Origin of the sequence: Treponema primitia ZAS-1, assembly GCF_000297095.1 — a bacterium.
GTDB lineage: Bacteria > Spirochaetota > Spirochaetia > Treponematales > Breznakiellaceae > Termitinema > Termitinema primitia_A.
In genome coordinates this window covers 146,847-170,500 of the sequence record NZ_AEEA01000050.1, presented here as the reverse complement: position 1 = coordinate 170,500, position 23,654 = coordinate 146,847, and the positions used below count along the sequence as shown (strand labels likewise).

General features: G+C 54.1%; 18 protein-coding genes. 2 read left to right on the top strand and 16 right to left on the bottom strand.

Annotated elements, in window-relative coordinates:
- Nucleotides 1-4 precede the first annotated feature (4 nt).
- The 6 genes from rny to TPRIMZ1_RS0108945 form a co-directional block, all read right to left on the bottom strand.
- Nucleotides 5-1,534, bottom strand: a complete 1,530-nt coding sequence (rny, locus tag TPRIMZ1_RS0108970; protein WP_026043628.1) for a ribonuclease Y — start codon at nt 1,532-1,534, stop codon at nt 5-7.
- Nucleotides 1,535-1,629: 95 nt separating this feature from the next.
- A complete protein-coding gene (locus TPRIMZ1_RS0108965; protein WP_010258036.1) occupies nt 1,630-3,123 on the bottom strand; it encodes an L-fucose/L-arabinose isomerase family protein in 1,494 nt (497 codons plus the stop codon).
- Nucleotides 3,124-3,202: 79 nt separating this feature from the next.
- Nucleotides 3,203-3,949, bottom strand: a complete 747-nt coding sequence (gene lptB / locus TPRIMZ1_RS0108960) for an LPS export ABC transporter ATP-binding protein (RefSeq protein ID WP_010258033.1) — start codon at nt 3,947-3,949, stop codon at nt 3,203-3,205.
- Nucleotides 3,949-4,665, bottom strand: a complete 717-nt coding sequence (locus tag TPRIMZ1_RS0108955) for an LptA/OstA family protein (protein ID WP_010258030.1) — start codon at nt 4,663-4,665, stop codon at nt 3,949-3,951. Before TPRIMZ1_RS0108955 ends, lptB begins: the two co-directional genes overlap by 1 nt.
- A complete protein-coding gene (gene lptC / locus TPRIMZ1_RS0108950; protein ID WP_010258024.1) occupies nt 4,662-5,405 on the bottom strand; it encodes an LPS export ABC transporter periplasmic protein LptC in 744 nt (247 codons plus the stop codon). Before lptC ends, TPRIMZ1_RS0108955 begins: the two co-directional genes overlap by 4 nt.
- 7 nt (nt 5,406-5,412) lie before the next feature.
- Nucleotides 5,413-7,047 carry a CTP synthase gene (locus TPRIMZ1_RS0108945; protein ID WP_010258021.1) on the bottom strand — a complete coding sequence of 545 codons (1,635 nt, stop codon included), beginning with the start codon at nt 7,045-7,047 and terminating at the stop codon, nt 5,413-5,415.
- A 113-nt stretch (nt 7,048-7,160) separates the two neighbouring features.
- Here TPRIMZ1_RS0108945 and TPRIMZ1_RS0108940 point away from each other — a divergent pair, with 113 nt between their 5' ends.
- Together TPRIMZ1_RS0108940 and cheB are read left to right on the top strand one after the other, a co-directional pair.
- Entirely contained in the window at nt 7,161-7,982 is an 822-nt protein-coding gene (locus TPRIMZ1_RS0108940) for a CheR family methyltransferase (RefSeq protein WP_010258018.1), read from the top strand.
- Nucleotides 7,983-8,055: 73 nt separating this feature from the next.
- Complete coding sequence (gene cheB, locus TPRIMZ1_RS0108935; RefSeq protein ID WP_051004302.1) at nt 8,056-9,150, top strand: chemotaxis-specific protein-glutamate methyltransferase CheB; 1,095 nt, start codon at nt 8,056-8,058, stop codon at nt 9,148-9,150.
- Between the two features lie 121 nt (nt 9,151-9,271).
- Here cheB and TPRIMZ1_RS0108930 read toward each other — a convergent pair whose 3' ends face one another.
- From TPRIMZ1_RS0108930 to cimA, 10 genes are all read right to left on the bottom strand, one after another.
- Complete coding sequence (locus TPRIMZ1_RS0108930) at nt 9,272-10,036, bottom strand: RluA family pseudouridine synthase (protein ID WP_010258012.1); 765 nt, start codon at nt 10,034-10,036, stop codon at nt 9,272-9,274.
- Nucleotides 10,033-13,191, bottom strand: a complete 3,159-nt coding sequence (locus TPRIMZ1_RS0108925; protein WP_010258008.1) for a response regulator — start codon at nt 13,189-13,191, stop codon at nt 10,033-10,035. Before TPRIMZ1_RS0108925 ends, TPRIMZ1_RS0108930 begins: the two co-directional genes overlap by 4 nt.
- 13 nt (nt 13,192-13,204) lie before the next feature.
- On the bottom strand, nt 13,205-13,681 hold the full coding sequence (locus tag TPRIMZ1_RS0108920; RefSeq protein WP_010258005.1) for a major membrane immunogen: 477 nt from the start codon (nt 13,679-13,681) through the stop codon (nt 13,205-13,207).
- Nucleotides 13,671-14,753 (bottom strand): substrate-binding domain-containing protein, encoded by a 1,083-nt coding sequence (locus tag TPRIMZ1_RS0108915; protein WP_010258002.1) that lies wholly within the window; start codon nt 14,751-14,753, stop codon nt 13,671-13,673. Before TPRIMZ1_RS0108915 ends, TPRIMZ1_RS0108920 begins: the two co-directional genes overlap by 11 nt.
- Nucleotides 14,754-14,817: 64 nt before the next feature.
- Nucleotides 14,818-15,843, bottom strand: a complete 1,026-nt coding sequence (locus tag TPRIMZ1_RS0108910) for an FAD:protein FMN transferase (protein WP_026043626.1) — start codon at nt 15,841-15,843, stop codon at nt 14,818-14,820.
- Entirely contained in the window at nt 15,840-17,648 is a 1,809-nt protein-coding gene (locus TPRIMZ1_RS0108905; RefSeq protein WP_010257998.1) for a thiamine pyrophosphate-binding protein, read from the bottom strand. Before TPRIMZ1_RS0108905 ends, TPRIMZ1_RS0108910 begins: the two co-directional genes overlap by 4 nt.
- 10 nt (nt 17,649-17,658) lie before the next feature.
- On the bottom strand, nt 17,659-19,314 hold the full coding sequence (gene ilvD / locus TPRIMZ1_RS0108900; RefSeq protein ID WP_010257995.1) for a dihydroxy-acid dehydratase: 1,656 nt from the start codon (nt 19,312-19,314) through the stop codon (nt 17,659-17,661).
- 16 nt (nt 19,315-19,330) lie between these two features.
- On the bottom strand, nt 19,331-20,854 hold the full coding sequence (locus TPRIMZ1_RS0108895) for a right-handed parallel beta-helix repeat-containing protein (protein WP_010257991.1): 1,524 nt from the start codon (nt 20,852-20,854) through the stop codon (nt 19,331-19,333).
- A gap of 10 nt (nt 20,855-20,864) precedes the next feature.
- Complete coding sequence (gene leuB / locus TPRIMZ1_RS0108890) at nt 20,865-22,004, bottom strand: 3-isopropylmalate dehydrogenase (protein WP_010257989.1); 1,140 nt, start codon at nt 22,002-22,004, stop codon at nt 20,865-20,867.
- Entirely contained in the window at nt 21,997-23,646 is a 1,650-nt protein-coding gene (cimA, locus tag TPRIMZ1_RS0108885; RefSeq protein WP_010257987.1) for a citramalate synthase, read from the bottom strand. Before cimA ends, leuB begins: the two co-directional genes overlap by 8 nt.
- Nucleotides 23,647-23,654 lie beyond the last annotated feature (8 nt).

Here is a 23,654-nt window from a genome sequence, read left to right as displayed (position 1 = left end):
TCCGTTACCGTGCGTATTCAGTGATCCTAGTTTCCCGGATAATCGTTACCCTGATTCTTCCGGGATAACGCAGATCGTTTTCAATCTTCTTGGCAATCTGTTTAGCCAGATCCCTGGACTGCTCATCGTTCACCGCCTCGTTGTTTACGATGATCCGCAGTTCCCGCCCTGCCTGTATGGCAAAGGCCTTTTCCACCCCGGTAAAGCCCGTGGCAATATTTTCCAGATTTTCCAGCCGCTTAACATAATTGTCCAAAGTTTCCCGGCGGGCGCCGGGCCGGGCTGCAGAAATTGCGTCGGCAATCTGGACCAGCACCGATTCGATGCAGGACGGCTCTATATCGTTGTGGTGGCTCCCAACGGCGTTGATAATCCGCGGGTCCTCCCCCATCTTCCGGGCCATGTCCATGCCGATCTCCGCGTGGTTCAGGTCCGAATCACTCTCGATCCCCTTACCGATATCGTGGAGCAGCGCCCCCCGCTTGGCTAGTTCCCGGTTGGCGCCGATCTCAGCGGCTAAGATGCCCGCAATAACCGCCACTTCCTTGGAGTGGGATAACACATTCTGGCCATAGCTGGTACGGAAATAGAGCCGTCCCAGGGCGCGGATAGCTTCCTGGTTGATATTGTGGATCCCCAGGTCGAAGAGTACCTTCTCACCCTCTTCAAAGATCTTCTGGGATATATCCTTGGTAACCTTGGTAACAATTTCTTCGATACGGGCAGGGTGGATCCGTCCGTCGGTGATGAGCCGTTCCAGGGCAATTTTAGCAATTTCCCGGCGTACCGGGTCAAAACAGGAGATAACCACCGCTTCCGGAGTATCATCAATGATGATATCCACCCCGGTCAGAGTTTCCAGGGTACGGATGTTCCGCCCTTCCCGGCCTATGATCCGCCCCTTCATCTCGTCGTTGGGAAGAGTTACGGTAGCCACGGTCACCTCACCGGTAACATCCGTAGCCAGCCGTTGAATAGCGGCAATCAACACATCCCGGGCTTTCTTTTCCGCGGAGAGGTTGGCCTCCTGCTCAATCTTATTGATAAGCCCCTGGGCATCATGTCTGGCCTCATTCTCCATATCCCGAATGATGAGAGCCTTCGCTTCGTCCACGGTAAGTCCGGAAATTCGTTCCAGTTCCGCCCGGTACCGCTCTTCTTCTTTCTCCAGAGCTCCGCTCCGGGCTTGCAGGGATTGTTCCATGTCGGCCAGAGTCTGTTCAGTCTTCTCTATCTGAGCCGTCTTCTTATCTACAGCTTCTTCTTTCTGCAAGACACGTTTTTCATATCTCTGCAGTTCACCCCTGCGTTCCCGAGTCTCCCTTTCCTGCTGGTTCCGATCGCGGATAACTTGTTCTTTTGCTTCAAGAAGAATTTCCTTCTTTTTAGCGTCAGCTTCCTTTATCGCATCCTGTTTTATACGTTCGGCGCGTTGCTCCGATGCCGTAAGTTGAAATCTGGCATACAGCCATCTTATAGTCCAGCCTAAGGTTAACCCGGCAAGAGGGAGGATAACCCACATTATCCAAGGCATTGTTGACCCCTTACCGATGAGTATTAAAGTACAGTCTATAATACATTCGGGAGACCAAATTTGTCAAGGGGGAGCGAGAAAACCCGTTACCGGTTTTAGGTGAATGGATTTTCCCGGGGATATAACAGTCCTTTTGGCCGGTTATAGTGTATCTCCGGTACCCCCAGGTAGTCAAAAACCGTGAAAAGAGCCTTGCCGTATTTACCAAAGGCCACCGCCCCATGGTGGGGGAAGCGTTTTTCGATGAGTACATGGCGATAAAACCGCCCCATATCGGGGATAGCGAATATGCCGATACCGCCAAAGGAACCGGTAGCCGCCGGAAGGACCTCCCCCTGGGCTATATAGGCCTGAAGGGCACCATCGGCGTTGGCGTGCAGCCGGTAGAAGGTGATATCCCCCGCCGCGATGTCCCCCTCCAGGGTTCCTCTGGTGATATCAGGTTTCCCGCCTTTTTCCAGGAGCCGGTTCTGGATAAGCTGGAACTTAAGGGCGGTGTTATCTTCGTTACGGAGCTTACAGCGGGGAGTATTGCCGCAGTGGAAGCCCATGAACACATCGTTGAGCCCGTAGGAATGCTTCCCCTTAATCGCCCCGTCATACAGATCCTGGGGGACGGTATTGTTGATATCCAGCAGGGTAACCGCATCATGGCTGAGGCAGGCGCCTATGTATTCGCTTAGGGAACCGTAGATATCCACCTCGCAGCTCACGGGGATGCCCCGGGCGGTCAGCCGGGAATTGACATAACAGGGTTCAAAACCAAATTCCGTGGGAAATGCGGGCCAGCATTTATTGGCGAAGGACACATAGCTCCGGGAGCCCCGGTGCTCCTCCGCCCAGTCCAGCAGGGTGAGCTCAAACTGGGCAAGCCGGGGGAGCATATCCGGATACCGGTTCCCCGCGCCAAGCTCATCCGCCATGGACTTGACCACGGCGGGAATGCGCGTATCGTCTTTATGAGCCCGGTAGGCTACCAGAAGGTCCAGCTCAGAATTCTCTTCTATTTCTACCCCAATATCGTAGAGCCCCTTAATGGGGGCATTGCAGGCAAAGAAATCCTGGGGCCGGGGACCAAAACTGATAATCTTCAGGGACGCAAGGCCCAAGATGGCCCGGGCAACGGGGACAAAATCCACCGCCATACGGGCGATATCATCCGCCGTACCCACGGGATATTCGGGGATCACCGCCTTGAGCTTCCGCAGCCCCAGGTTGTAGGAACAGTTAAGCATCCCGCAGTAGGCGTCACCCCGGCCATTGGCAAGGTCCTTGCCGGTTTCCTCGGTGGCGGCGGCGTACATCACCGGCCCGGAGAAGAACCGTGCGATAAGGGTTTCCGGAGTTTCAGGGCCAAAATTCCCTAAAAATACGATAAGGGCATTACAACCGGCACTTTTTACTTCATCCACCGCTTTGAGTGCATCTTTTTCATTTTCAACGGTAGTTTTTGCTTCGTAAACTGAAACGCCCTGTTTTGCACAGGCTTCGGCAAGGGCTTTCCGGCGATTTTCAGAAAGGGAACGTACAAAACAGTCCCTGGATACCGCGATTAATCCAAGTTTTACTTCAGGGTAATTCTGATCCATGATAACCTCTCTTGATACATGCAGAATTGGAATAGTTAAGTGTGTCCTTAGTTTTACTGTCTGTCAAGATTGATGGGCCTTACATTCTGAATTCACTGCCCAGGTAGACTTCCCGTACCATCTCGTTGGCCAGAATCACCTCCCGGTCTCCCTGGGCAACTATGGTACCGTCGGCTATGATAAAAGCCTCGGTGGTTATTTCCAGGGTATCCCGAACATTGTGGTCCGTAATGAGTATCCCTATGCCCTTTTCCGCCAGGCGGCGGATTATCTGCTTGATTTCGTAGACCGCTATGGGGTCGATACCCGCGAAAGGCTCGTCCAGAAGCAGAAACTTAGGCTCCGTTGCCAAGGCCCGGGCGATTTCAGTACGCCGCCGTTCGCCGCCGGAAAGGGTATAACCGAACTGGGTACGGATACGGGCAATGCCAAACTCGTCCAGCAGTGCTTCCAGGCGGGCTTTCTTTTGTTCCTTATCAATATCCTTACGGCTTTCCAGGATGGCCCGGATATTCTGCTCCACCGTGAGCTTGCGAAAGATGGAGGCTTCCTGGGGAAGGTAGGCAACTCCCAAGCGGGCCCGGCGGTACATGGGTTTTTCAGTGATATCATCCCCATTTAAACATACCGTTCCCTGGGTAGGCTTATAGAAGCCTACGATCATGTAAAATATGGTGGTCTTTCCCGCGCCGTTCGGCCCCAGCAGCCCCGCCACTTCTCCATTATGCATGGAAAAGTTGACCCCCCGAACCACTTCCTTGGCGCCGAACTTTTTATGAAGATCCGTAATGCTTAAGATATACGTCGTTTGGGTATCCATGAGCATTATTCCTCAACCAGTATCGGTACCGGCTCCGACTCCAACTCCGGCGCTGATTCTTCGGTTTTCGCTTCCTCTTCCTCTTCCTCTTTCTCTTTTTCCTTAATCGAACCGGAAACAGATCCTTCCATGGTCACATCGTCGGTATCAAGGTCTACCCGGATCCTATCGGCCCTGAATTCATCGCTTTTCTTAAAAACCACAGGGAATCCTGAAAGATCCAACAATTTTGCCTGCCGGCGATACACCGCATATTCGGACCGGCATACCAGTTCATCCTTAAAGAGCCGTACAGAGATTTGGAATACCGTGATCTCGTTTTGGTCGTCATACTCAATAAAGCGGCCCTTGGCGACGATCTCGTTCTCCTTGTCCTCCAGGGTGGAATTGCCCTCCAACCGGGCTATCTTAAGTTTCCGATCGTAGCGCAGGCGGTCGGTCTGAAAGAGGATGTTCTTTTCCTCCTCCATGCCCCAAACATCACCGGAACAGTCAACAAACTGATTATCATCCCCCTGAAGCTCTATTCGGTTAGCCTTGAGGACCAGATTGTCGGATCGTACTTCGGCGTTTCCCGTAAGCATGGTAATCTCTTTTCCCGCAGCCCGGCCCCCGGACATACGGTCGGCCTTAAAGGAAAAGGTATCGGCCCCAGCGGGGGAACCGGCGGAAAGGATGAGCGCCGCGGTAACCAGGACCGGGGCAGCAAATTTTATACTCACAGGATCTCTCCGGCAGTATCGCTGCCCTCTTCCATCAGTTCCGCAGGAACTTCCCCTTCAAGTTCTTCTGATATTTCCTCGGCTTCGACTTCGGTTTCCTCGTCATCTTCCGTATCGATATAGATTCCCTCTACCCCTCCGTTAAATACCCAGGTTCTTCTCCGGACATCGGCGGTGAAACCCCGGCCGGAAAAGACCGTACCATCGGAGCGCTGGATATCCACCACCGTATCCTCATTCCTGCCGGCGAGGATACGTTTTTCATCCTCCCAGGAAAGATTTTCTGTTTCTATGGTGATATCCTCGGAATTCACAGAAATAATAATACTATTCTCCAGTTGTATATTCCCCGACTCAAGTTCTACCAAAGCACTCCCCGCTCTACCGGTGGCATTTACCTCATCCCCGTGGGAATAAAACTGTTCGAAAGAAAAATTTTGCAGTTCCATGGTCTGCCGGTTTTCGTATCGTTCCGCTAATTGGGCCCGAAAACGCACCACCGGGTCCCCATCCCGAACCCGGACATATTCTACATTCCCCATGACTATATCCGGCAGATCCTCATTTTCGGAGACTTCGTCACCATAATCGAAGGTACAGGAGGCAAGAAGAAGAAGAATACAGAAAGAATAACCACAGAGGGTATAGAGATAAGAAGAGAACACCGAAAAACGGGTTTGCGGCTCCCCCCCTTTTCTTTTTCTTCCCTCTGTGTCCTTCCCTCTGTGGCTATTCTTCATTCCTTGGTCATTCCTTAGTCTCTTTTACTTTTTTCACCGCAGCAATAAAATCCCGGAACAGGGGACTGGCGGCGGTGGGCTTGGACTTAAACTCCGGGTGAAACTGGACGCCCAGGCCCCAGGGGTGGTCCGGCCACTCCACCGCTTCAACCAGGCTCTTGTCTTCGGTAAACCCCGTAAGCGCGAGTCCCGAATCGGTCATCTCCTTACGGAAGGTGTTGGCAAACTCATAGCGGTGCCGGTGGCGTTCGGAGACGATCTTCTCCTTGTAGGCTTCAAAAAACTTAGAATTCGGTTCCGGTACGGAGGCCCATTTTCCCAGGCGCATGGTGCCGCCGTAGTTCTTCACGTCCACCTGATCCTCCAAAAGGCTCACCACCGGATGCTTGGTATCCTGGTTGAATTCCGTGGAATCCGCATCTTCCCAGCCCAGGACATCCCGCGCCCACTCTATCACCATGATCTGCATCCCCAGGCATATACCAAAGTAGGGAAGCTTATGGGTCCGGGCCCAGGCGGCGGCCTTAACCATGCCGTTGATACCCCGCTGGCCAAAGCCCCCGGGTACCAGTATGCCGTCTACGCCCCCGCCTGCCGCGGAGGAACCCAAAAGCGCCTCGGCATCCTCGGTTTCTTCCAGCCGGGAGGAGTCTATCTTAACCAGCTCCACCTCAATCCGGCTTTCAAGGCCCGCATGGAACAGGGCTTCAAACACCGACTTATAGGAATCGTGGAGATCCATGTACTTGCCCACAATACCGATCCGGACCTTTCCGCTCCGGGCTTCAAAACGCTCCATCATAGAGTACCAGGGTTTCAGGTTGGCGTGCCTGCTTTCCACCCCCAGCTTCTTGAGCGCCACCTGATCCAGCTTCTGATCGAAAAAGATCAGGGGTACCTCATAAATTGTAGTGTCCACATTGTAGGAAGTAAATACCGCGTCGCTTTCTACGTTGGTAAAAAGGGCTATCTTCCTGCGCGTAGCCTCATCCAGCAATACCGGCGCCCGGCATATCAGCACATCCGGCTGAATTCCCTGCTCCTGCATAGCCTTTACGGAGTGCTGGGTGGGTTTGGTCTTGAGTTCCCCCTCCCCCACCTCGGGGATCAGGGTTAGATGCACCGAAAGAGCGTTGGCCCGGCCCATTTCATGAATAAGCTGCCGGGCTGCTTCCAGAAAGGGGATGGATTCGATATCCCCCACGGTACCCCCTATCTCCACGATTACCACATCAGTATCGGTATCTTTCTTGGAAACCGCCAAAATCCGGCTCTTTATCTCGTCGGTAATGTGGGGGATAACCTGGACACAGCGTCCCAGGTAACGACCCTCCCGCTCTTTGCGGATAACCGACTCGTAGACCTGGCCGGTGGTGATGGAATTGGCCCGGGAAAGAGGCCCGGAGGTAAAACGGGCGTAATTTCCCAGATCCAGGTCCGTCTCCCCGCCATCGTCGGTTACATAGACTTCCCCGTGCTGGTAGGGGCTCATGGTCCCGGCGTCCACGTTGATATAGGGATCGCACTTAATCATCCGGACATTAAGCCCCCGTCCTTCAAGCAAGGCTCCCAAGGAAGAGGCCGCAACCCCCTTCCCAAGGCTTGAACACACGCCTCCGGTGACAAAAATATACTTATTCATGTGGTAGTATTATCCCGATGCGGTATCCATTAGTCAACGTAAAAGGGCAGTTTTCGCGTATATTGCTAGATGAATAATTGACACTATTTCATACAACCCTTACTATGATGTATATGGCAGATGAGATTGTTTTGACGGATGCTGATTTTGAACGGTATCGCGATCTTATTTATAATGAGAGCGGTATCAACTTTACAAAAACAAACCGCTCAATCTTGGAGGGCAGACTCAAGGAACGGCTCAGGACTACCCCTGGGGTAACGCTGACGTCCTATTTCAGTACCATTTCCAAGGATAAAGAGGCGCTCAAGGGTTTTCTCGACTCGGTTACCACCAATCTAACCCGGTTCTTCCGCAATCAAGCCCATTTTGATGCCCTGGAGCACCATGTTATCCCGGAATTGATGAATATCAAGAAGCCCACGGGGAATACTACCATCAAAATCTGGAGCGCCGGCTGTTCTACCGGGGAAGAACCCTATACTATCGCCATGCTTTTAACCGAAATCCTGCCCCCACCCTGGAAATTTGAGATAGTTGCCAGCGATATCAGCCTAAAATGCCTCATGACCGGTAAGGAAGGGTTCTACGCCGACAGCCGGATAGAGGGTATCCCCGAAAATTATCTGAAAAAGTACTTTGATAAAGTTGCCGGGGGATATAAGGTCAAGGCGGAAATCATGTCTAAAATACGCTTTGACTACCACAATCTAAAAAACGATTCGGGCCAGCGTAATCTGGATATCATATTCTGCCGGAACGTGATCATCTATTTTGACGAAGTTACCCAAGCCGGAGTTGTAGGCCGGTTCTGGGATTCCATGGCATCCAAGGCCTTCCTCTTCATCGGCCATTCGGAATCCCTCTTTGGGATGAACACCAAATTTGAATTTGTAAAAACCCAGTGGGCAACCCTGTACAGGAAATGGATCTAGGGACAACGCCTCTTTATAGGAGTAGATTGTGGCTGAAGATGTTGCAGTATTAATTGTTGATGATTCGGCGCTAATGCGTAACCTCATTGGCAGGATGATAGAAGCCACACCGGGGCTGGTCATCGCCGAAAAGGCCATGAATGGCATCTTCGCCCTGCAAAAGATACCCCGGGTTAATCCGGATATTATCGTTCTGGACCTGGAAATGCCGGAAATGAACGGCATCGAATTCCTCAAGGAACGGAAAAAATTGGGGATCACCATTCCGGTGGTCATTCTTTCCTCCATTGCCGCCCGGGGCGCGGAGATAACCATGGAGGCCCTCGCTCTTGGGGCCAGTGACTTTATCCAGAAACCTTCGGGCTCGGTTTCCGAAGATATCCATACCGTAAAGGATACCCTGGTGGGGATGCTCCTGGGCTATGGCGGCCAATACCGGCGCAGCCAGGGCAGAAAGGTAGTTCCCGCCATTGATTTCACCGCGAAAACCATTACCCCCCTGACCAGCGCCAAGCCCGGTTCGGTAAGCTCCATACTGGGTGTCTCCGGAGCAGCAGCAAAGCCGCTGGTTCCGGTACGCAAACCCGCAAAGACAGAAATTGTCGCCATCGGTATCTCCACCGGCGGGCCCGATGCCCTGCGGATAGTTTTTGCAAACCTGGATAAGGACCTTACGGTACCCATCGTGGTGGTTCAGCATATGCCCCAGGGCTTTACCAACGAATTTGCCAAGAGCCTCGACCGGCTCTGCCCCCTGGATGTAAAGGAAGCCGAAGAAGGGGACGCCATACTCCCCGGCCGCATCCTCATTGCCCAGGGAAACAAGCACCTGGAAGTTGAACGCCGCGGCGGCGGGGTGGTTGCCCACCTTTCCGATGCGCCATTGGTAAGCGGACACCGGCCTTCTGCGGATGTGCTCTTCGCGTCGGTAGCCTTGGTGTATCAAAACCACGCCCTGGGGGTGATCATGACCGGTATGGGACGGGACGGCGCCCAGCAGTTGGGTACCATCTACAAGGAAGGCGGAATGACCCTGGGCCAGGATGAAACATCGGCGGTAGTTTACGGTATGCCCCGGGTGGCCTTTGAACTGGGTCATGTGCAGGAGCAGGTATCTCTGGAAAAAATGGCCAGACGGATCTGCGATGTCGCCAAGGCGCAGCGATAATAGCGCCAGCACTACAGTAGCCGTGCCAGCACTACGTTAAAAATAGTTACGATGATCTGCTCGAATACTTCGATGAACTGATTCCGCTACGCTCCATCCCCACGGAAAACCATTTTGTTTTTTATATAACGTTAGACATCAATGTTCCCGCAGCTTTCTCCATCTGCTTAATCAACGCCGTCATGTCCCGGGGCAGCGGCGCCTGTAGGGTGAGCTTGTTGTCCAAGCCGGGCGGGTATGGAAGACTCAGAGCGGCGGCGTGAAGGCCCAGGCGGTCCAGGAGGGGCTTTTCGGCCAGGGGATCGCCGCGCCAGCCTTTTTTGAACCCCGATAGGTAGACCGGCTTAGGACTGTTGCGGGAACCGTAGAGGGGGTCGCAGACCACGGGGTGGCCCAGGCTGGCCAGATGGACCCGGATTTGATGGGTACGGCCTGAGGCAGGGCGGGCTTCCACAACAGAATAGGCGCCGGCGGCAAGGAGAAGGCGGAAATGGGTGAAGGATCTTTTGCCATGGTGTTTATCGACAACGGTCCGGTGCAGCTTGTCTCCATCCGGAGCCAGCGCAAGGTCACAGTCCGTTTCCGCCCACAGAGGCCGTCCGTGAACTATGGCGCAGTAGATTTTCTCCACCTCACGGGATTCGAAGGCCTTAGAGAGGTACCGGTGGGTGTCTTCGTCCCGGGCAAAGACGATGATCCCCGATGTGTCCCGGTCAAGGCGGTGTACAATAAAGATAGGGCCGTTATAAAAACTGCCCAGCAGCTTGTCCAGCCGTTCCCGGGACTCATCCCAGCGGTCTCCGCTTACGGCAATACCCGCAGCCTTGTTTACCGCTATAATATGATCATCTTCGTGAATAATTGTGTAGGGTTGTTTCTGCTTCATGGGGTTTTGCCGGAAGATCCCTGGGGTAGATATTTTCGCAGTTTTGCTAATACTTCATCAAAGTCCAGGGGCTTTCCCACATGATCGTTCATACCGGCGGCAAGGCACCTTTCAATGTCCTGGCGAAACACATTTGCGGTCATTGCCACGATGGGAATATTTTTTGCCCTTCCCTCATCCAGGGCACGGATACGGCGGGTAGCTTCGTAACCGTCCATTTCGGGCATCTGGATATCCATAAATATCATATCGTAGCTATCCGCATTTTTTTTGAACAGCTCAACGGCTTCGGCGCCATTTTCCGCGCAGTCGATTTCAAGCTCCGTCGGCTCCAGCAGGGCCATCACGATCTCCCGGTTGATATCAATATCCTCCGCTAAAAGGAGACGAAAACCCTTGAAGTTATCCGCCATGGCGGAATTTTCACCCACATGCTCATTGCCCTGGCCCAGACAATCGTTTATGATATCCGCCACCGTGGAGGGAAACAGGGGCTTCGAAAGGAAACGATCCACCCCTGCTTTTTTCGCCTCCCCCTCAATGGTGGTCCATTCCGCTGCGGAGATCATTATTACTACCGACTTATGGGACGATGTTTCAGGATTTCCCGCCTTGATCCGGCGGGAAAGTTCGATACCGTCCAGGCCGGGCATCTTCCAATCCACAAAGTACAGATCGTAGGGGCCGTTTTTTTCTATCAGATCCAAGGCCTCATCTCCGCCGATGGCGATATCCCCCTTAAGCGAAAACTGACGCAGAAATTCTGAGAAAGAATCCCGGATATCAGGATCATCGTCCACCGCCAGGATGCGGAGATTAGTCAGGTTTACTCCGTCCTTCAACAGGCTTTGCCGGATTTCCTCTCCCCGCTTAACCTCGAATGTGAAGCCGAAGGTGGAACCCTCACCTGGCTTGGAATGTACCCAGATGCCGCCCCCCATCATCTCCACGATCCGTTTTGATATGGCAAGCCCCAGACCGGTTCCGCCAAAACGCCGGGATATGCTTGAATCGGCCTGCTGGAAAGAGCCAAAGAGCTTTGCCTTCTGTTCGTCGCTGATGCCTATCCCCGAATCGATTACCTCAATCTTTACGGTGCAGGTATCCTGCTCTTCCTTGATAAAGGAGGCGATAAGTTTAATGGTTCCCTCTTCGGGGGTAAATTTTACGGCGTTGGAAAGAAGATTAGTAATTACCTGGGCAAGCCGCTGCTCATCCCCGATAAGCGAGGGGGGTATATTCGGGTCAAGGCGTATATTAAAATCCTGATGCCGCTCGTCAACCTTAGCGTTGATTACATTTACTACACGCTGGATCATTTTTTCAAAATTAAAGTCCGTATAGGAAAGATCAAATTTATTCGCCTCGATTTTTGACATATCAAGAACATCATTGATAACCCCCAGGAGATGAATGGAGGCTCCTTCAATTTTATTGAGGCAATAATCTTTCCGTTCAATTTCATTGGACGATTTTGCCAGGGTTGTCATACCGATGATAGCATTCATGGGGGTGCGCATTTCGTGGCTCATATTGGCCAGGAAGTTGCTCTTGGCGCTGCTGGCCGCCTCTGCTTCAATCCGCGCCCGTGCAAGCATGGTAACATCGCTCAGGATCATCATCACGCAGCCGAATTGCGCGTCCGTCCCGGTACCCTCGTTACCGATACGCCTCAGGGTCATGTTGTAACTCAGGTCATCACCAACACTGTCGGTGATGACCAGTTCGGCATGGCTGGTATCCCCGACACGTGTGCCCGCCGTAAAGAGAGAAAAAGCCAGGGCTTCCAGAAATTCCGTTCCGGTCTCCTTGCCGGCTACAAGTATGGCAGAAAGCAGGGCGGGATCATTCTTATCGAAGTGATGGTGGGTAAGGATATCCTCCATGGTTTGATTGAGGTAGATACATCTGCGTTCTCCATCGAACAAAGCCAGAGCATTGGGCATGGCGTTGAGGTGGGAACAGAAGATGTCCAGCATTGAATTTATTCCGGAGATGATGAGATGGTAATCCCCCTGGTAGGAGGAAGGGTCCGCCCGATCATTCATGAAGCCCGCCCGGGCTGTATCCGCAAGGCCGCGGATATCGTGGATCGCCGAGTGGATGGTTTTGGTCATAGAAATAAAGGTGGAACCCAGGCGGCCTATTTCATCGGTCCGCTTGGTAATTTCCTTGGGCAGGGTATTGTCAAATTTTCCCAGGGCAAGATCCCGGGCGTTTTCGGTAATAAGCCGAAGGGGTGTCGTGAGTATATGCCTGAGAGCGGCGTTGTAGACTATGATGAAAAAAACGATGGCCGCCAACATGAAGATAACACTTACGATAACTGCCACCCTGAGGGGCGCTATAAAATCTATACGGGGCGCTTCGATGCCCAATGACCAAAGGGTTCCCCTGATGGGGGCGTAGCTTATAAAGATCCGCTCCTCGGCCCCGGCGATACTGGCGGATCCGGTCTGGCCCTGTTTCATCAGATCTACTATATCCTGTACTGCCTGGCCATAACCTAGGCTGCGGCTTATGTGTTCCTTGCTAAAGACCCGGCCCAGATCCCGGTGGGCAACCAAATTTCCCTCTTCATTAATAATAAATGCGGCGCCCCGGGCATTGATATTAATATTGTTCAGCACATCCCCCAGAACGTCGTAGCGGTAACTTCCCACCAGATACAAGGGCGCCGCAGTTTCGTTGATGGGGATGCCCATAGAAATTTCCAGGCCGTTGGCGCCCACGGATGTATCATCGATTACCAGATTCCGGGTTTCCCGGATCTTATCAAAAAGTACCCGGTCAGAAATACTACGGGGGGAATTCTCACTTCCCTCCTGGAGAACGCCGTCGGCCCGGTAGAGGCCAAGCCATACAAATTCAATACCCGATGTGGCATGGTCCAACACAGAACGGCGGGAAGAAAACTGTTCGGAAAATATAGCGTTACTGCGGATCATAAAAAAACGATCCGCCATGTTATGCAGGTTCCCCTCAACGCTTTCCGCCGCCGTTTTAGCGGTGGTTTGCAGCACACGGATCAGGGTTGTATCGGTGAGGGAATTCATAAAATAGACCATAACCGATACCAGGCCTACGGTAAGAATAACAACTACCAGTACCGCGGTTAAGGCTATGTTGGTGGTTATGCTTTTTTCCTGCTTCATTCCCCTGTCCCTGCTAATCTGATAATTCGACCAGGGCAACTTTTTTATCCCCCGCCCTTGCCTGATCTATAACTGCCCTAGCCAGAACCTTAAAGGATTTATAGGAATGCGTAGCCCCGGCGAGGGCGTCAATTTTGTCCGGATCCTGCCGGTTTAGCAGGGCCTGTGCATAAACCCTGGTGTATTTGGTAGGATAGTTCCCCGCTACGGCGCTCATCTGGCGCATGTATTCCATATCCCAGGATTTGAGAAAGCCGCTGGCATTTTTTGCATTGTACTCCACGGTTACTATCCGGTTATTATCGATATAAATGGTGATGCACTCCTTCCAGCCATTGGCGTCAAATTCTGCGGCCGCCGCTGTGAAATATCCATCCTGCAGTTTGTCCCCGCCGGATTCGCTTACTGAACAGGCGGATAAACCCAGCACGAGGAGAAGGCTTACAAATAGATTGAAGAGCAGCCCCTTGGCGGAAGAACTAAAAATCATAGTTATCCACATTATTGATGGTAAATTCCGTACGCGCCGGCAGGAGCACTACCCCGGAATCCACGGATGTATAGGCCGCGCTGTCCAGAACCGTATTAGGCATCACCTCGACGATGCCGATATCCGGTACGTCCACCCGGCCGCCCACCTGCAGCTGTTTCCCCGTTGCCAGATAATAGGCCAAGTAACACCCCAGGGCGCCCTGGATCTGACAATCCCAAAGGCCCCATCGCTCCAGAATACCCTCCTTGCAGTAGTCCCGCATGGAGTTAGGTGAAGCAAAGCCGGTGATAGTTATACTCCCTGCGTTAAAGCCAAGGTTCTTCGCCGCCTGGGCCTGACCCGGCAGGGAGGTAGAATCGTTACAGATGATCAAATCAATGGCGGGGTGAGTTTTCAGGATCTCCTCCCCAACAGCGATGGCCTTATCCGGGTCCTGGCCGCTGTAATAGTTATCGGGGTTTACATTCCGCCAACTGGGATAGGCGGCGCGGATGTACCGTTCCCCCGCGGCCTGCCAGGAATTTTGATCCGTTACCGTCGCCTGGGAATAATGCCAGACGTAGCTTACCGGGCCGTCCAGGTTGATACCCCGGCCGCTCAGGCTTTTCGCCCCCATTTCCACCAGCATTTTCCCCAGCTGATCCGGGGTCCCCTGGGAAACCATGATCTGCCGGGCATCGCCAGAGACATCCGAGTCCCAGGTTGTTACCTTTATACCCGCGGCCAAGGCTTTTTTCATCACCCCATCCAGGGCTTTGGCGTCCAGGGAAGAGATGGAGAGGGCCTGGGCCTTCTCCGCAATGGCCCGCTCAATGATGGCAACCTGATTTTCAATAAGCGCCTCGGGACTTCCATCGTATTTTATTTTAAAGCCGTTCTTGGCGGCGTATTCCTGGGCGCCCTTGTTGGCGGACTCAAAAAAGGCGTTACCCGTAACCTTTGGCACAAAGACCACCGTAATATCATCGGTCCCAGCGGTCTTGGTTCCCGAATTTCGTCCGGAACAGGCCGCAAGCATGGTAATAAGCAAAAGGGAAATGAATAACCCCGGGGACTTACCTTTTTTCATATCCTTTCCTCCAAACGATCTCATTAATGATATCCCCATTATACACAAATTTCTACCATTTATCTTAAAATCCACCCATTATCTTAAAATCATCATCGGTCAGGGTAAAATGTTCAAAAGCCCCGGATGTGCCCCGGACGCTCAGATCCGCAAAAACAAAAATGACCTCCGTATTATCCAGAGATTCCAGGAGGATACTGCCCTTTTCATAACCCAGGGCAAAAAGGGTTGTGGAGAGGGCGTCAGCGTCTATAGAGCTCTGGCCGATAATTGTTACCGAAAGGAGGCCCTGGTCTACCGGATACCCGTCCCGGGTAGAAAGGATGTGGTGATAGCGCTTACCATCGGACTCGAAAAATCGCTCATAGACACCGGATGTTACCAGGGTTTTGTTTTCGACCTCCGCTATACCGAAATAGGCGCCCCGCCCCTCCAGGGGATTCTGAATCCCCACCCGCCAGGGGCTGTGGTCCCGCTTGGCGCCGTAAACGAGGATGTTCCCCCCAAGGTCGATGAGCGCCCGCTTTATCCCGGCTGCCCGAACGATCCGTACAGCTTCATCCGCAGCATAGCCCTTGGCAATAGCCCCCAGATCAAGGCCCATACCCGGCTGCTTAAGAAACACCGTGGAGGCGGTCTCGTCAATAACAATATCTTTCCAATTGACCAGGGGGAGGACCCGGGCTATTTCATGTTCCGCAGGAACCCGCTCGGCGTCAGAACCAATACCCCACAGCTTTACTAAAGGACCTATACTGGGATCAAAGGCGCCATCCGATAGTTCCGCAAAGTGCACAGCACGTTTGAGTACCGTAATGGTGTCCGAATGTACCGCCACAGCTTCAATACCGGAGGCGCGGTTAATCCGCCCCAGATCAGAATTCTCTATATTGGCGCTCATCATGCTTTCTATTTCCCGCAGGCGGTCAAATATTTCCCGGTACACACTTTGCCTGCCGCGGTCATAGAGGCTGACTGAACAGACCGTACCTAATATAAATTCGGACTGGGACGGAACAGGCTTGGAGCAGCCCGGGAACAGTATCAGTATGAAGCATAGGAGACATCCGATCCTTTGTGTAGATCTCATATCAAAATCTGCTCATCAATGGGCCTGCCGCCGGGTACCATGGGGAGAACCTTTTCATCCCTATTAATACGGGCATCTATCAGGGCGCTAAGCCCGGAACTAAGATCCTTCATAGCAAAATCAAGGGCTTCAATAAAGGTCCTCTCGTTTTCCGCGTGGTAACCCCTAAGCCCGTAGGCATCCGCAAGTTTTACAAAATCCGGCGGTCTGTCCAGGATAGTCTCGGAATACCGTTCCTCGTAAAAAAGAGTCTGCCACTGCCGGACCATGCCAAGCACCGTGTTATTAATGATAACAATGAGTATGGGAATTTGATAACTGCTGAGGGTTGCCAGCTCTCCGCAATTCATCCTGAAGGAACCGTCTCCGGTGAACAGCACCGTGGGCCGCTTAGGGTTGGCAAGCTTTGCGCCAATGGCGGCCCCCAGTCCGAAGCCCATGGTTCCAAGCCCGCCTGATGTAAGAAAGGATCGGGGCCGGGTAAATGGATAGAACTGGGCTGTCCAAATCTGGTGCTGCCCCACGTCGGTGGCAACAATGGCATCGTAGCCCAGACGTTTGGCGGTTTCCTCAATGATGAACCGGGGGTGAAGGATACTGCTGCTGCTATGATGGGCCTTTGGAATTTTTTCCTTCCACTTTTCTATATTCCCTTCCCAATCGGTTTTTATATGCTGAGGAAGAACCTTCAACAGTTTTGCTATTATTTTTTTTATGTCCCCCACAACCCATGCATGGGCCCCGACATTTTTGTTTACCTCGGCCGGATCGATATCAAAATGGAGAATCTTTGCACCCTTGGCGAAATGATCCGCACTGCTGGTAACCCGGTCGGAAAAGCGGGCCCCCACAGCGATAAGGAGATCCGCCTTCTGCACCGCCTTGTTGGAGGCTACGGTTCCATGCATACCGATGAGCCCCGTATAGAGCCGGTGCTCCCTGGGGAAGGCCCCTACCCCCATGAGGCTTAAGGCCACCGGAGCATTAAGCCGCTCCGCAAGCTGGGTGAGTTCCCCGGAAGCATCGGAGATTATCACCCCGCCTCCGGCGTAGATCATCGGCCGCTTGGCTTCCCGGAACAGCGATACTGCTCGATCGATATCTTCATCAGTAAAAGTGGGACGCCGGTTTCTGGTTACCAGCCGGCGGGCCCGGGCGCTCAGGACCTCATCTTCCCCGCGTATCTCCGAAGGGTCTGCCCCTTCAGGAATGATACCGGCCGCCAGCTTATCCGCAGAAATGGACTCGATGTTTTTTATCGGCCCCTTCCCGTTGGATCTCAGGGGAATCCATTCCCCCAGCGCAGCGGTAATATCCTTGGGGATGTCGATAAGCACCGGGCCCGGCCTTCCGGACTGTGCTACGATAAAAGCTTCCCGCACCGTTTCTGCCAGGGCGTTTACATCCTTTACTATCCAATTGTGTTTAACCACGGGCATGGTTATCCCGGCGATATCCACTTCCTGAAAGCTGTCCTTGCCAAGCAGATTGGTGGACACATTCCCGGTGATCGCCACCATGGGTACCGAGTCCATAGCGGCGGTGGCAATACCGGTTACCAGGTTCGTTGCGCCGGGGCCGGAGGTGGCGATACATACCCCGACTTTTCCGCTGGACCGGGCATATCCGTCCGCCGCGTGGGCGGCATGCTGTTCATGGCCTACCAGGATATGTTGTATCCGGTCCCGGTGTTTGTACAATTCATCGTAGATAAACAGAACCGCTCCGCCGGGATATCCAAACACCGTATCCACACCCTGTTCAATCAGGGCCTCGATAAGGATCCTCGCTCCAATATACTGCATGCTGTAACTCCTACTTAAACACCGCGCCTGATGCGGCGGAACTCACCTGTTTAGCGTAGCGGGCCAGATAGCCGGTTTGTACCTTTGGGGGCAGGGGTTTCCATACCTCCCGCCGTTTGGCAAGTTCGCCTTCGCTGAGCTTTACACTAATACTGCGGGCATCTATGTCTATATCGATAATGTCTCCCTCCTGCAAAAGGCCGATAACTCCGCCGTCGGCGGCCTCCGGGGAAACGTGGCCTATGGCAGCGCCCTTGGTAGCTCCGGAAAAACGGCCGTCGGTGATGAGCGCCACCTTGTCGTCCAGGCCCATGCCGGCCAGGGCGCCTGTGGGGGCGAGCATCTCCTTCATCCCCGGACCGCCCCGGGGCCCTTCGTACCGGATGACGATCACGTCCCCGGGTTTTATCTTTGCCCCCATAATGGCGTCAAAGGCCTCTTCTTCGGCGTTGAAGATCCTGGCAGGGCCTGAATGTTTGAGCATTGACGGGGCAACGGCGCTGCGCTTTACCACCGATCCATCGGGGGCAAGGTTTCCGCGCAGCGCGGCAAGGCCGCCGGTGGCGGAATAGGGATTTTCCAGGGGCCGGATAATATTAGTATCCCTGTTCACTGCATTTTTCACCACGTCTTCCAGAATGCCGTAGACCGTTGGGGCCCTGAGATCTACCAGGGCTTTTTTACTCAGCTCCTTAAATACCGCCGGAATGCCCCCGGCTGCCTGAAGATCCTCCATGGCATCGGAACCCGCAGGGGCAAGCCTGCAGAGGTTTGGCGTAACAGCGCTCACTTTATTGAGGAGATCCAGGTCCAGCTTAAACCCCGCTTCATGGGCTATGGCGGGAAGGTGCAGGGCGGTATTGGTGGAACAGCCCAGGGCCATGTCCATGGCAAGGGCGTTCATGAAGGCCCGTTCGGTCATTATCGACCGCGGTCTGATATCCTTCTTCAATACATCCATTACCAGAAAGCCGGTCCGCTTGGCAAGCCGGAGCCGTTCACCCATCACCGCAGGGATAGTGCCGTTACCGGACAGGGCCATTCCCAGGGCTTCAGTAACGCAGTTCATAGAGTTGGCGGTGAACATCCCCGAACAGGAACCACAGCCCGGACAGGCTGCCTCTTCCAGGGCGTAGAGTTCCGCCTCATCCATCTTGCCCGCGCCTACGGCCCCTACCGCCTCGAACATGGTAGTAAGGGTAAGGGTCTTGCCGTCCTTCTTTCCCGCCAGCATGGGGCCCCCGGAAACAAAGACCCCGGGTAGATTGATCCGGGCGGCAGCCATGAGCATACCCGGAACGATCTTGTCGCAGTTTGGGATGTAAATCACCGCGTCAAAGCCGTGGGCCATGACCATACATTCGATGGAATCGGCGATAAGTTCCCGGGTTACCAGGGAATAACGCATACCTTCGTGGCCCATGGCGATACCGTCGCAGACACCGATCACGGGGAACTGTACGGGAACACCGCCGGCTTCCCGCACTCCGTCGGCAGCGGCCTTGGCTATGGTATCCAGGTGCATATGTCCCGGAACAATTTCGCTCTTGGCAACCGCAATGCCGATCAATGGCCGGTTAAATTCTTCATCTATAAAGCCCATGGCTTTAAACAGAGACCGATGGGGAGCCTTAGCCACACCCTTGTTAACAATATCACTGCGCATATTAATATCCTTGTACTTATTCGGAAGATTCCGCAAAATCATCCGGAGCATTATCCTGAAGTATTCCCTTAGTTTGGTTAAAAACGCCGCTTCTCCGGAATACGCCGCCGCCGGACTCAGCATTATTATCGGAGATGATACCCCCGGAATGTTTGAATCCGCCTCCCTCTATATAGACGCCGCCGCCGTAAACAGCTTCGTTGTTCCGTACAATGCCGCCCTTCATGATCATGAACGCATTGATACCCACGCACAGGCCGCCGCCGCCCTGTTCCGAAGAACTATTGCCCTGTACTACCGAGTTATCCTCCATGGTACTGTAAGCGCCCAATTCGGAACATACTCCACCGCCGCAGGCCGCTTCATTATCCTCAATTGAGGCGCTTTCTCCCAGGAAAAACTCCGTACCGGTAATATATATCCCGCCGCCGTCATCACCGGCGCTGTTTTCAGCGATCCGCGAAGCGCCCCGTACCGCCAGGACCGAGTCGTGGGCGTAGATTCCCCCGCCGTCGTTTTCCGCGCTGTTCCCGGTGATCTCCGCATTACCGGAAACATAAATTTCCGAGTCAACAAAATATAATCCGCCGCCATCATGAACCGCAGTATTATTACTTATCCGTGAATTTTCAAGCATGACGAATACCGACTGGATACCGCCTATGCCGCCCCCTGATTGACCGGCCGTATTTCCGGTCACCGCGGCATTTCCCCGTAAAATGACATCCGAACTTATATACAGACAGAGCCCGGCGGCTATATATTCGCAGCTATTATTGCTGATACGGGCATCCCCCTCAATGGTTACAGAGCTTCCCCAAGCAACGATCCCGCCGCCGGTGTTGCCGCTTACCTCTGCGTTATCCCCCATAAAGAAGCTGCCCGAGCGCAGCAGAATCCCCCCGGCTTCATCGGTGCTGACCGTATTATTGCGAATGGCCGCGTTGCCGCGCAGGTACAGATTCGCCGTAAGCCCATAAAGGCCGCCGCCTTCGGAAGCATGGTTGTCCCGCACCACAACACCGGTTCCCAGGGTCAGTTCCGCGCTGTTCTCAAAAAAGATGCCGCCCCCGATAGAATCCGTATTTCCCCCGGAAACGGTAATATACTCAAAACGTAATTTTGCGGGGCCATAAATTTCCAGAACCCTTTTCTCCTTGCCTCCCCGCAGTTCCGCTGCCTGCTCGCCATCTCCGGTACCGGTGATAAGGATTTCATCCGGCCCGCAATCGCCGATGGCAAAAACGCTTTCCCCGTTTCCGGCGGCCTCACTCTTGTCATCCAGAATACCAATAATGGTTATGCGTTTAGTATTACTGTTCTTGGCAGCGTCTACGGCTTTTCGCAGAGTCTTAAACGCCCGGTCTTCCCCCAACCCATCCTGGTCATCGCTTCCCCGGACCGATACGTAATAGGATCCTGTTTCGGCATCCTCCACCGGGATCGGACCCCCATTGTAATCCCGGTCCCGCATCGGTTCGGCGGCCAAGACACCGGCAAACAGACAGCAGACCGCAGTCAGGGCAAGTATTTTTTTCATGGCTCTCTCCTCATTGCTTTCCCTCCAGGGCCTTCAGTACCGCTTTCCCCATTTCCAGGGTGCCAACTATCTTTTCCTTATCCGCTGTCCCGCTTCGGCCGGCAATATCCTTGGTACGCAGCCCGGAATCCAGCACGGCGCTGACCGCGGCCTCCACAGCGGCGGCCTCCTTTTCCAGGCCGAAGGAATAACGGAGCAGCATTGCTGCGGAGAGAATTGCCGCCAGGGGATTGGCGATATCCTTGCCGGCAATATCCGGAGCGGAACCGTGGATGGGCTCGTAGATCCCCATCACCGGTTCTCCGCCCGGAACGCCCCCGGCACCGGCAAGGCTCGCCGAGGCAAGCATACCGATGGAGCCGGTAAGCACCGAAGCTTCGTCGGAAAGTATATCCCCAAAGAGGTTCGAGGTGACGATCACGTCAAACTGACCGGGGGCGCGGATCAGCTGCATGGCGCAGTTATCCACATAAAGGTAGCTCGTTTCGATATCAGGGTATTCCTTGGCAATCTCTATGCTTATTTCCCGCCACAGCCGGGAGGATTCCAGGACATTGGCCTTGTCTACCACGCAGAGTTTCTTACGGCGCAGTTTTGCTGCGGAATAGCCTACGCGAAGAACCCGTTCAATTTCGGTTTTGGAATAGGTTTCCGTATCAAAGGCGGAGTTACCGTCGGCGCTCCGGCCCCGTTCGCCGAAGTAGAGACCCCCGGTCAGTTCCCGGACGATAAGAAGATCGAAATCCGGCCTGCCCTCACTGTTACTGGCGATAAGTACCTCATCCTTGAGGGGGCATGCAAGCCTGAGCTGGGGGAGGAGCGCCGCGGGTCTGAGATTAGCGTAGACCCCCAGGCCTGAACGCAGACCCAGGAGGGCGCGCTCCGGCCGCAGATGGCCAGGCAGGGTATCCCACTTAGGCCCGCCCACCGCCCCCAGGAGCAGGGCGTCACACTGCTTGGCAGCTTCCAGGGTTTCCGCCGGCAGGGGTTCGCCGGTGGCGTCAATAGCCTTACCGCCCGCAATGAGTTCAACATAGTTAAACACATGGCCATACGCATCCCCCACCGCATCCAGAACATCCACGGCCAGGGAAACCACTTCCGGCCCTATTCCATCGCCGGGTACCAATGCTATCGAATAGTTACTCATCATTATTCTCCTTTTCCATATCCCCAATCAATTTGTATTCTATAGAATCCACCAATGCCGCGCGGCTGGCGTCGATAATATCCGCAGAAACCCCCACGGTGGTCCAAACGTTGACCCCGTCGGTGGATTCGATGAGAACCCGCACCTTTGCTGCGGTAGCCTCAATGCCGTCGATAACCCGGACCTTGTAGTCCGAAAGGCGCACCTTTTCCAGCTCCGGGTAGAACCGGGTTAAGGCGCGGCGCAGGGCGCCGTCCATGGCGTTCACCGGCCCGTCCCCTTCGGCGGCGGCAATTTCGTGCTGGCCGTCCACCAGAACCTTGACCCAGGCGTGGGAACAGGCCAGGGTCTCCCCGGTGGGGTGTTCGCTCACCACCCTATAGGCTTCGATACTGAAAAGAGGTTCGGGCAGCAATGTTGCGTGCCGCTCGGGAAACTGGGCTACAAGTTCCCTGCGTACCAGAAGTTCAAAGCTGCCATCGGCCCCTTCAAACTGCCAGCCCTCGGCTTCCAGTTTTTTCAGCTTATTCGCAAGCGCTGCGGTTACCGGATGATCCTTTGTAATAGAAGGATCTATCTTTTTTGCACGCTCGGCGATGGCAGACCGGCCCCCGACTTCGCTCATAAGGAAATGACGGTCGTTCCCCACCAGGGCGGGATCGATATGCTCAAAGGACTCACGGATCTTGATGATAGCATCGGCGTGCATCCCCGCCTTATGGGAAAAGGCATGGGCGCCGACGTAGGGCAGATTGTCGGGCACCGAAACATTGGCGATCTCCGCCACCGCCCTGGTCGTATCGCAGAGCAGTTCCAGTTTTCCCGCGGGAAGGCAGGGATAGCCAAGCTTAATCTCAATGCTGGGGATCACCGCCGCAAGGCTCGTGTTCCCGCAGCGTTCTCCAAAACCCACCAGGGTTCCCTGGATATGCCGGGCGCCGGCCTTTACCGCCGCCGCCGTATTGGCGTTGGCAAAACCCGAATCGTCATGGGCGTGGATGCCAATGAGGGCTTCACTACCCGCAGCAGCGGCCAAGGCCAGTACCGCCCTAAGACCCTCAGCAATAGTGTCGGGAAAGCAGCCGCCGTTGGTGTCACACAGGGCGATACGATCCGCCCCGGCGTCAATGGCCGCCTTTACCGTGGCGAGGGCGTAGTCCGGATTAGCGAGCCACCCGTCGAAGAAGTGTTCCGCATCGTAGATGAGCGTCTTACCCCAGGCCTTTAAAAAGGCGGCGGTCTCGGCAATCATGGCAATATTTTCTTCCGGGCTGACCCGGAGCACCTCCCGAACGTGGAGGTCCCAGCTTTTGCCAAAGATAACCACCGCGGGGGTATTGGCGGTGAGGAGGCTTTTTACCTGGGGATCCGCCTCCGGTTTAAGATCCTTCTTCCGGGTGGAACCGAAGGCACAGAGCTTTGAATTTTTAAGGCGCAGTTCCCCGGCGAGACGAAAAAATTCCATATCCTTAGGATTACTGCCGGGGTTCCCCGCTTCAATCCAGGCTACCCCCAGTTCATCCAGGGCCCGGACAACCGCAAGTTTATCCTGCACAGAAAAGCTAATCCCTTCGCCCTGGGCTCCGTCCCTGAGGGTAGTATCGAGGATTTCAACACTGTTGCTTTTCTTACCGCTGTTCAATTTGCTGT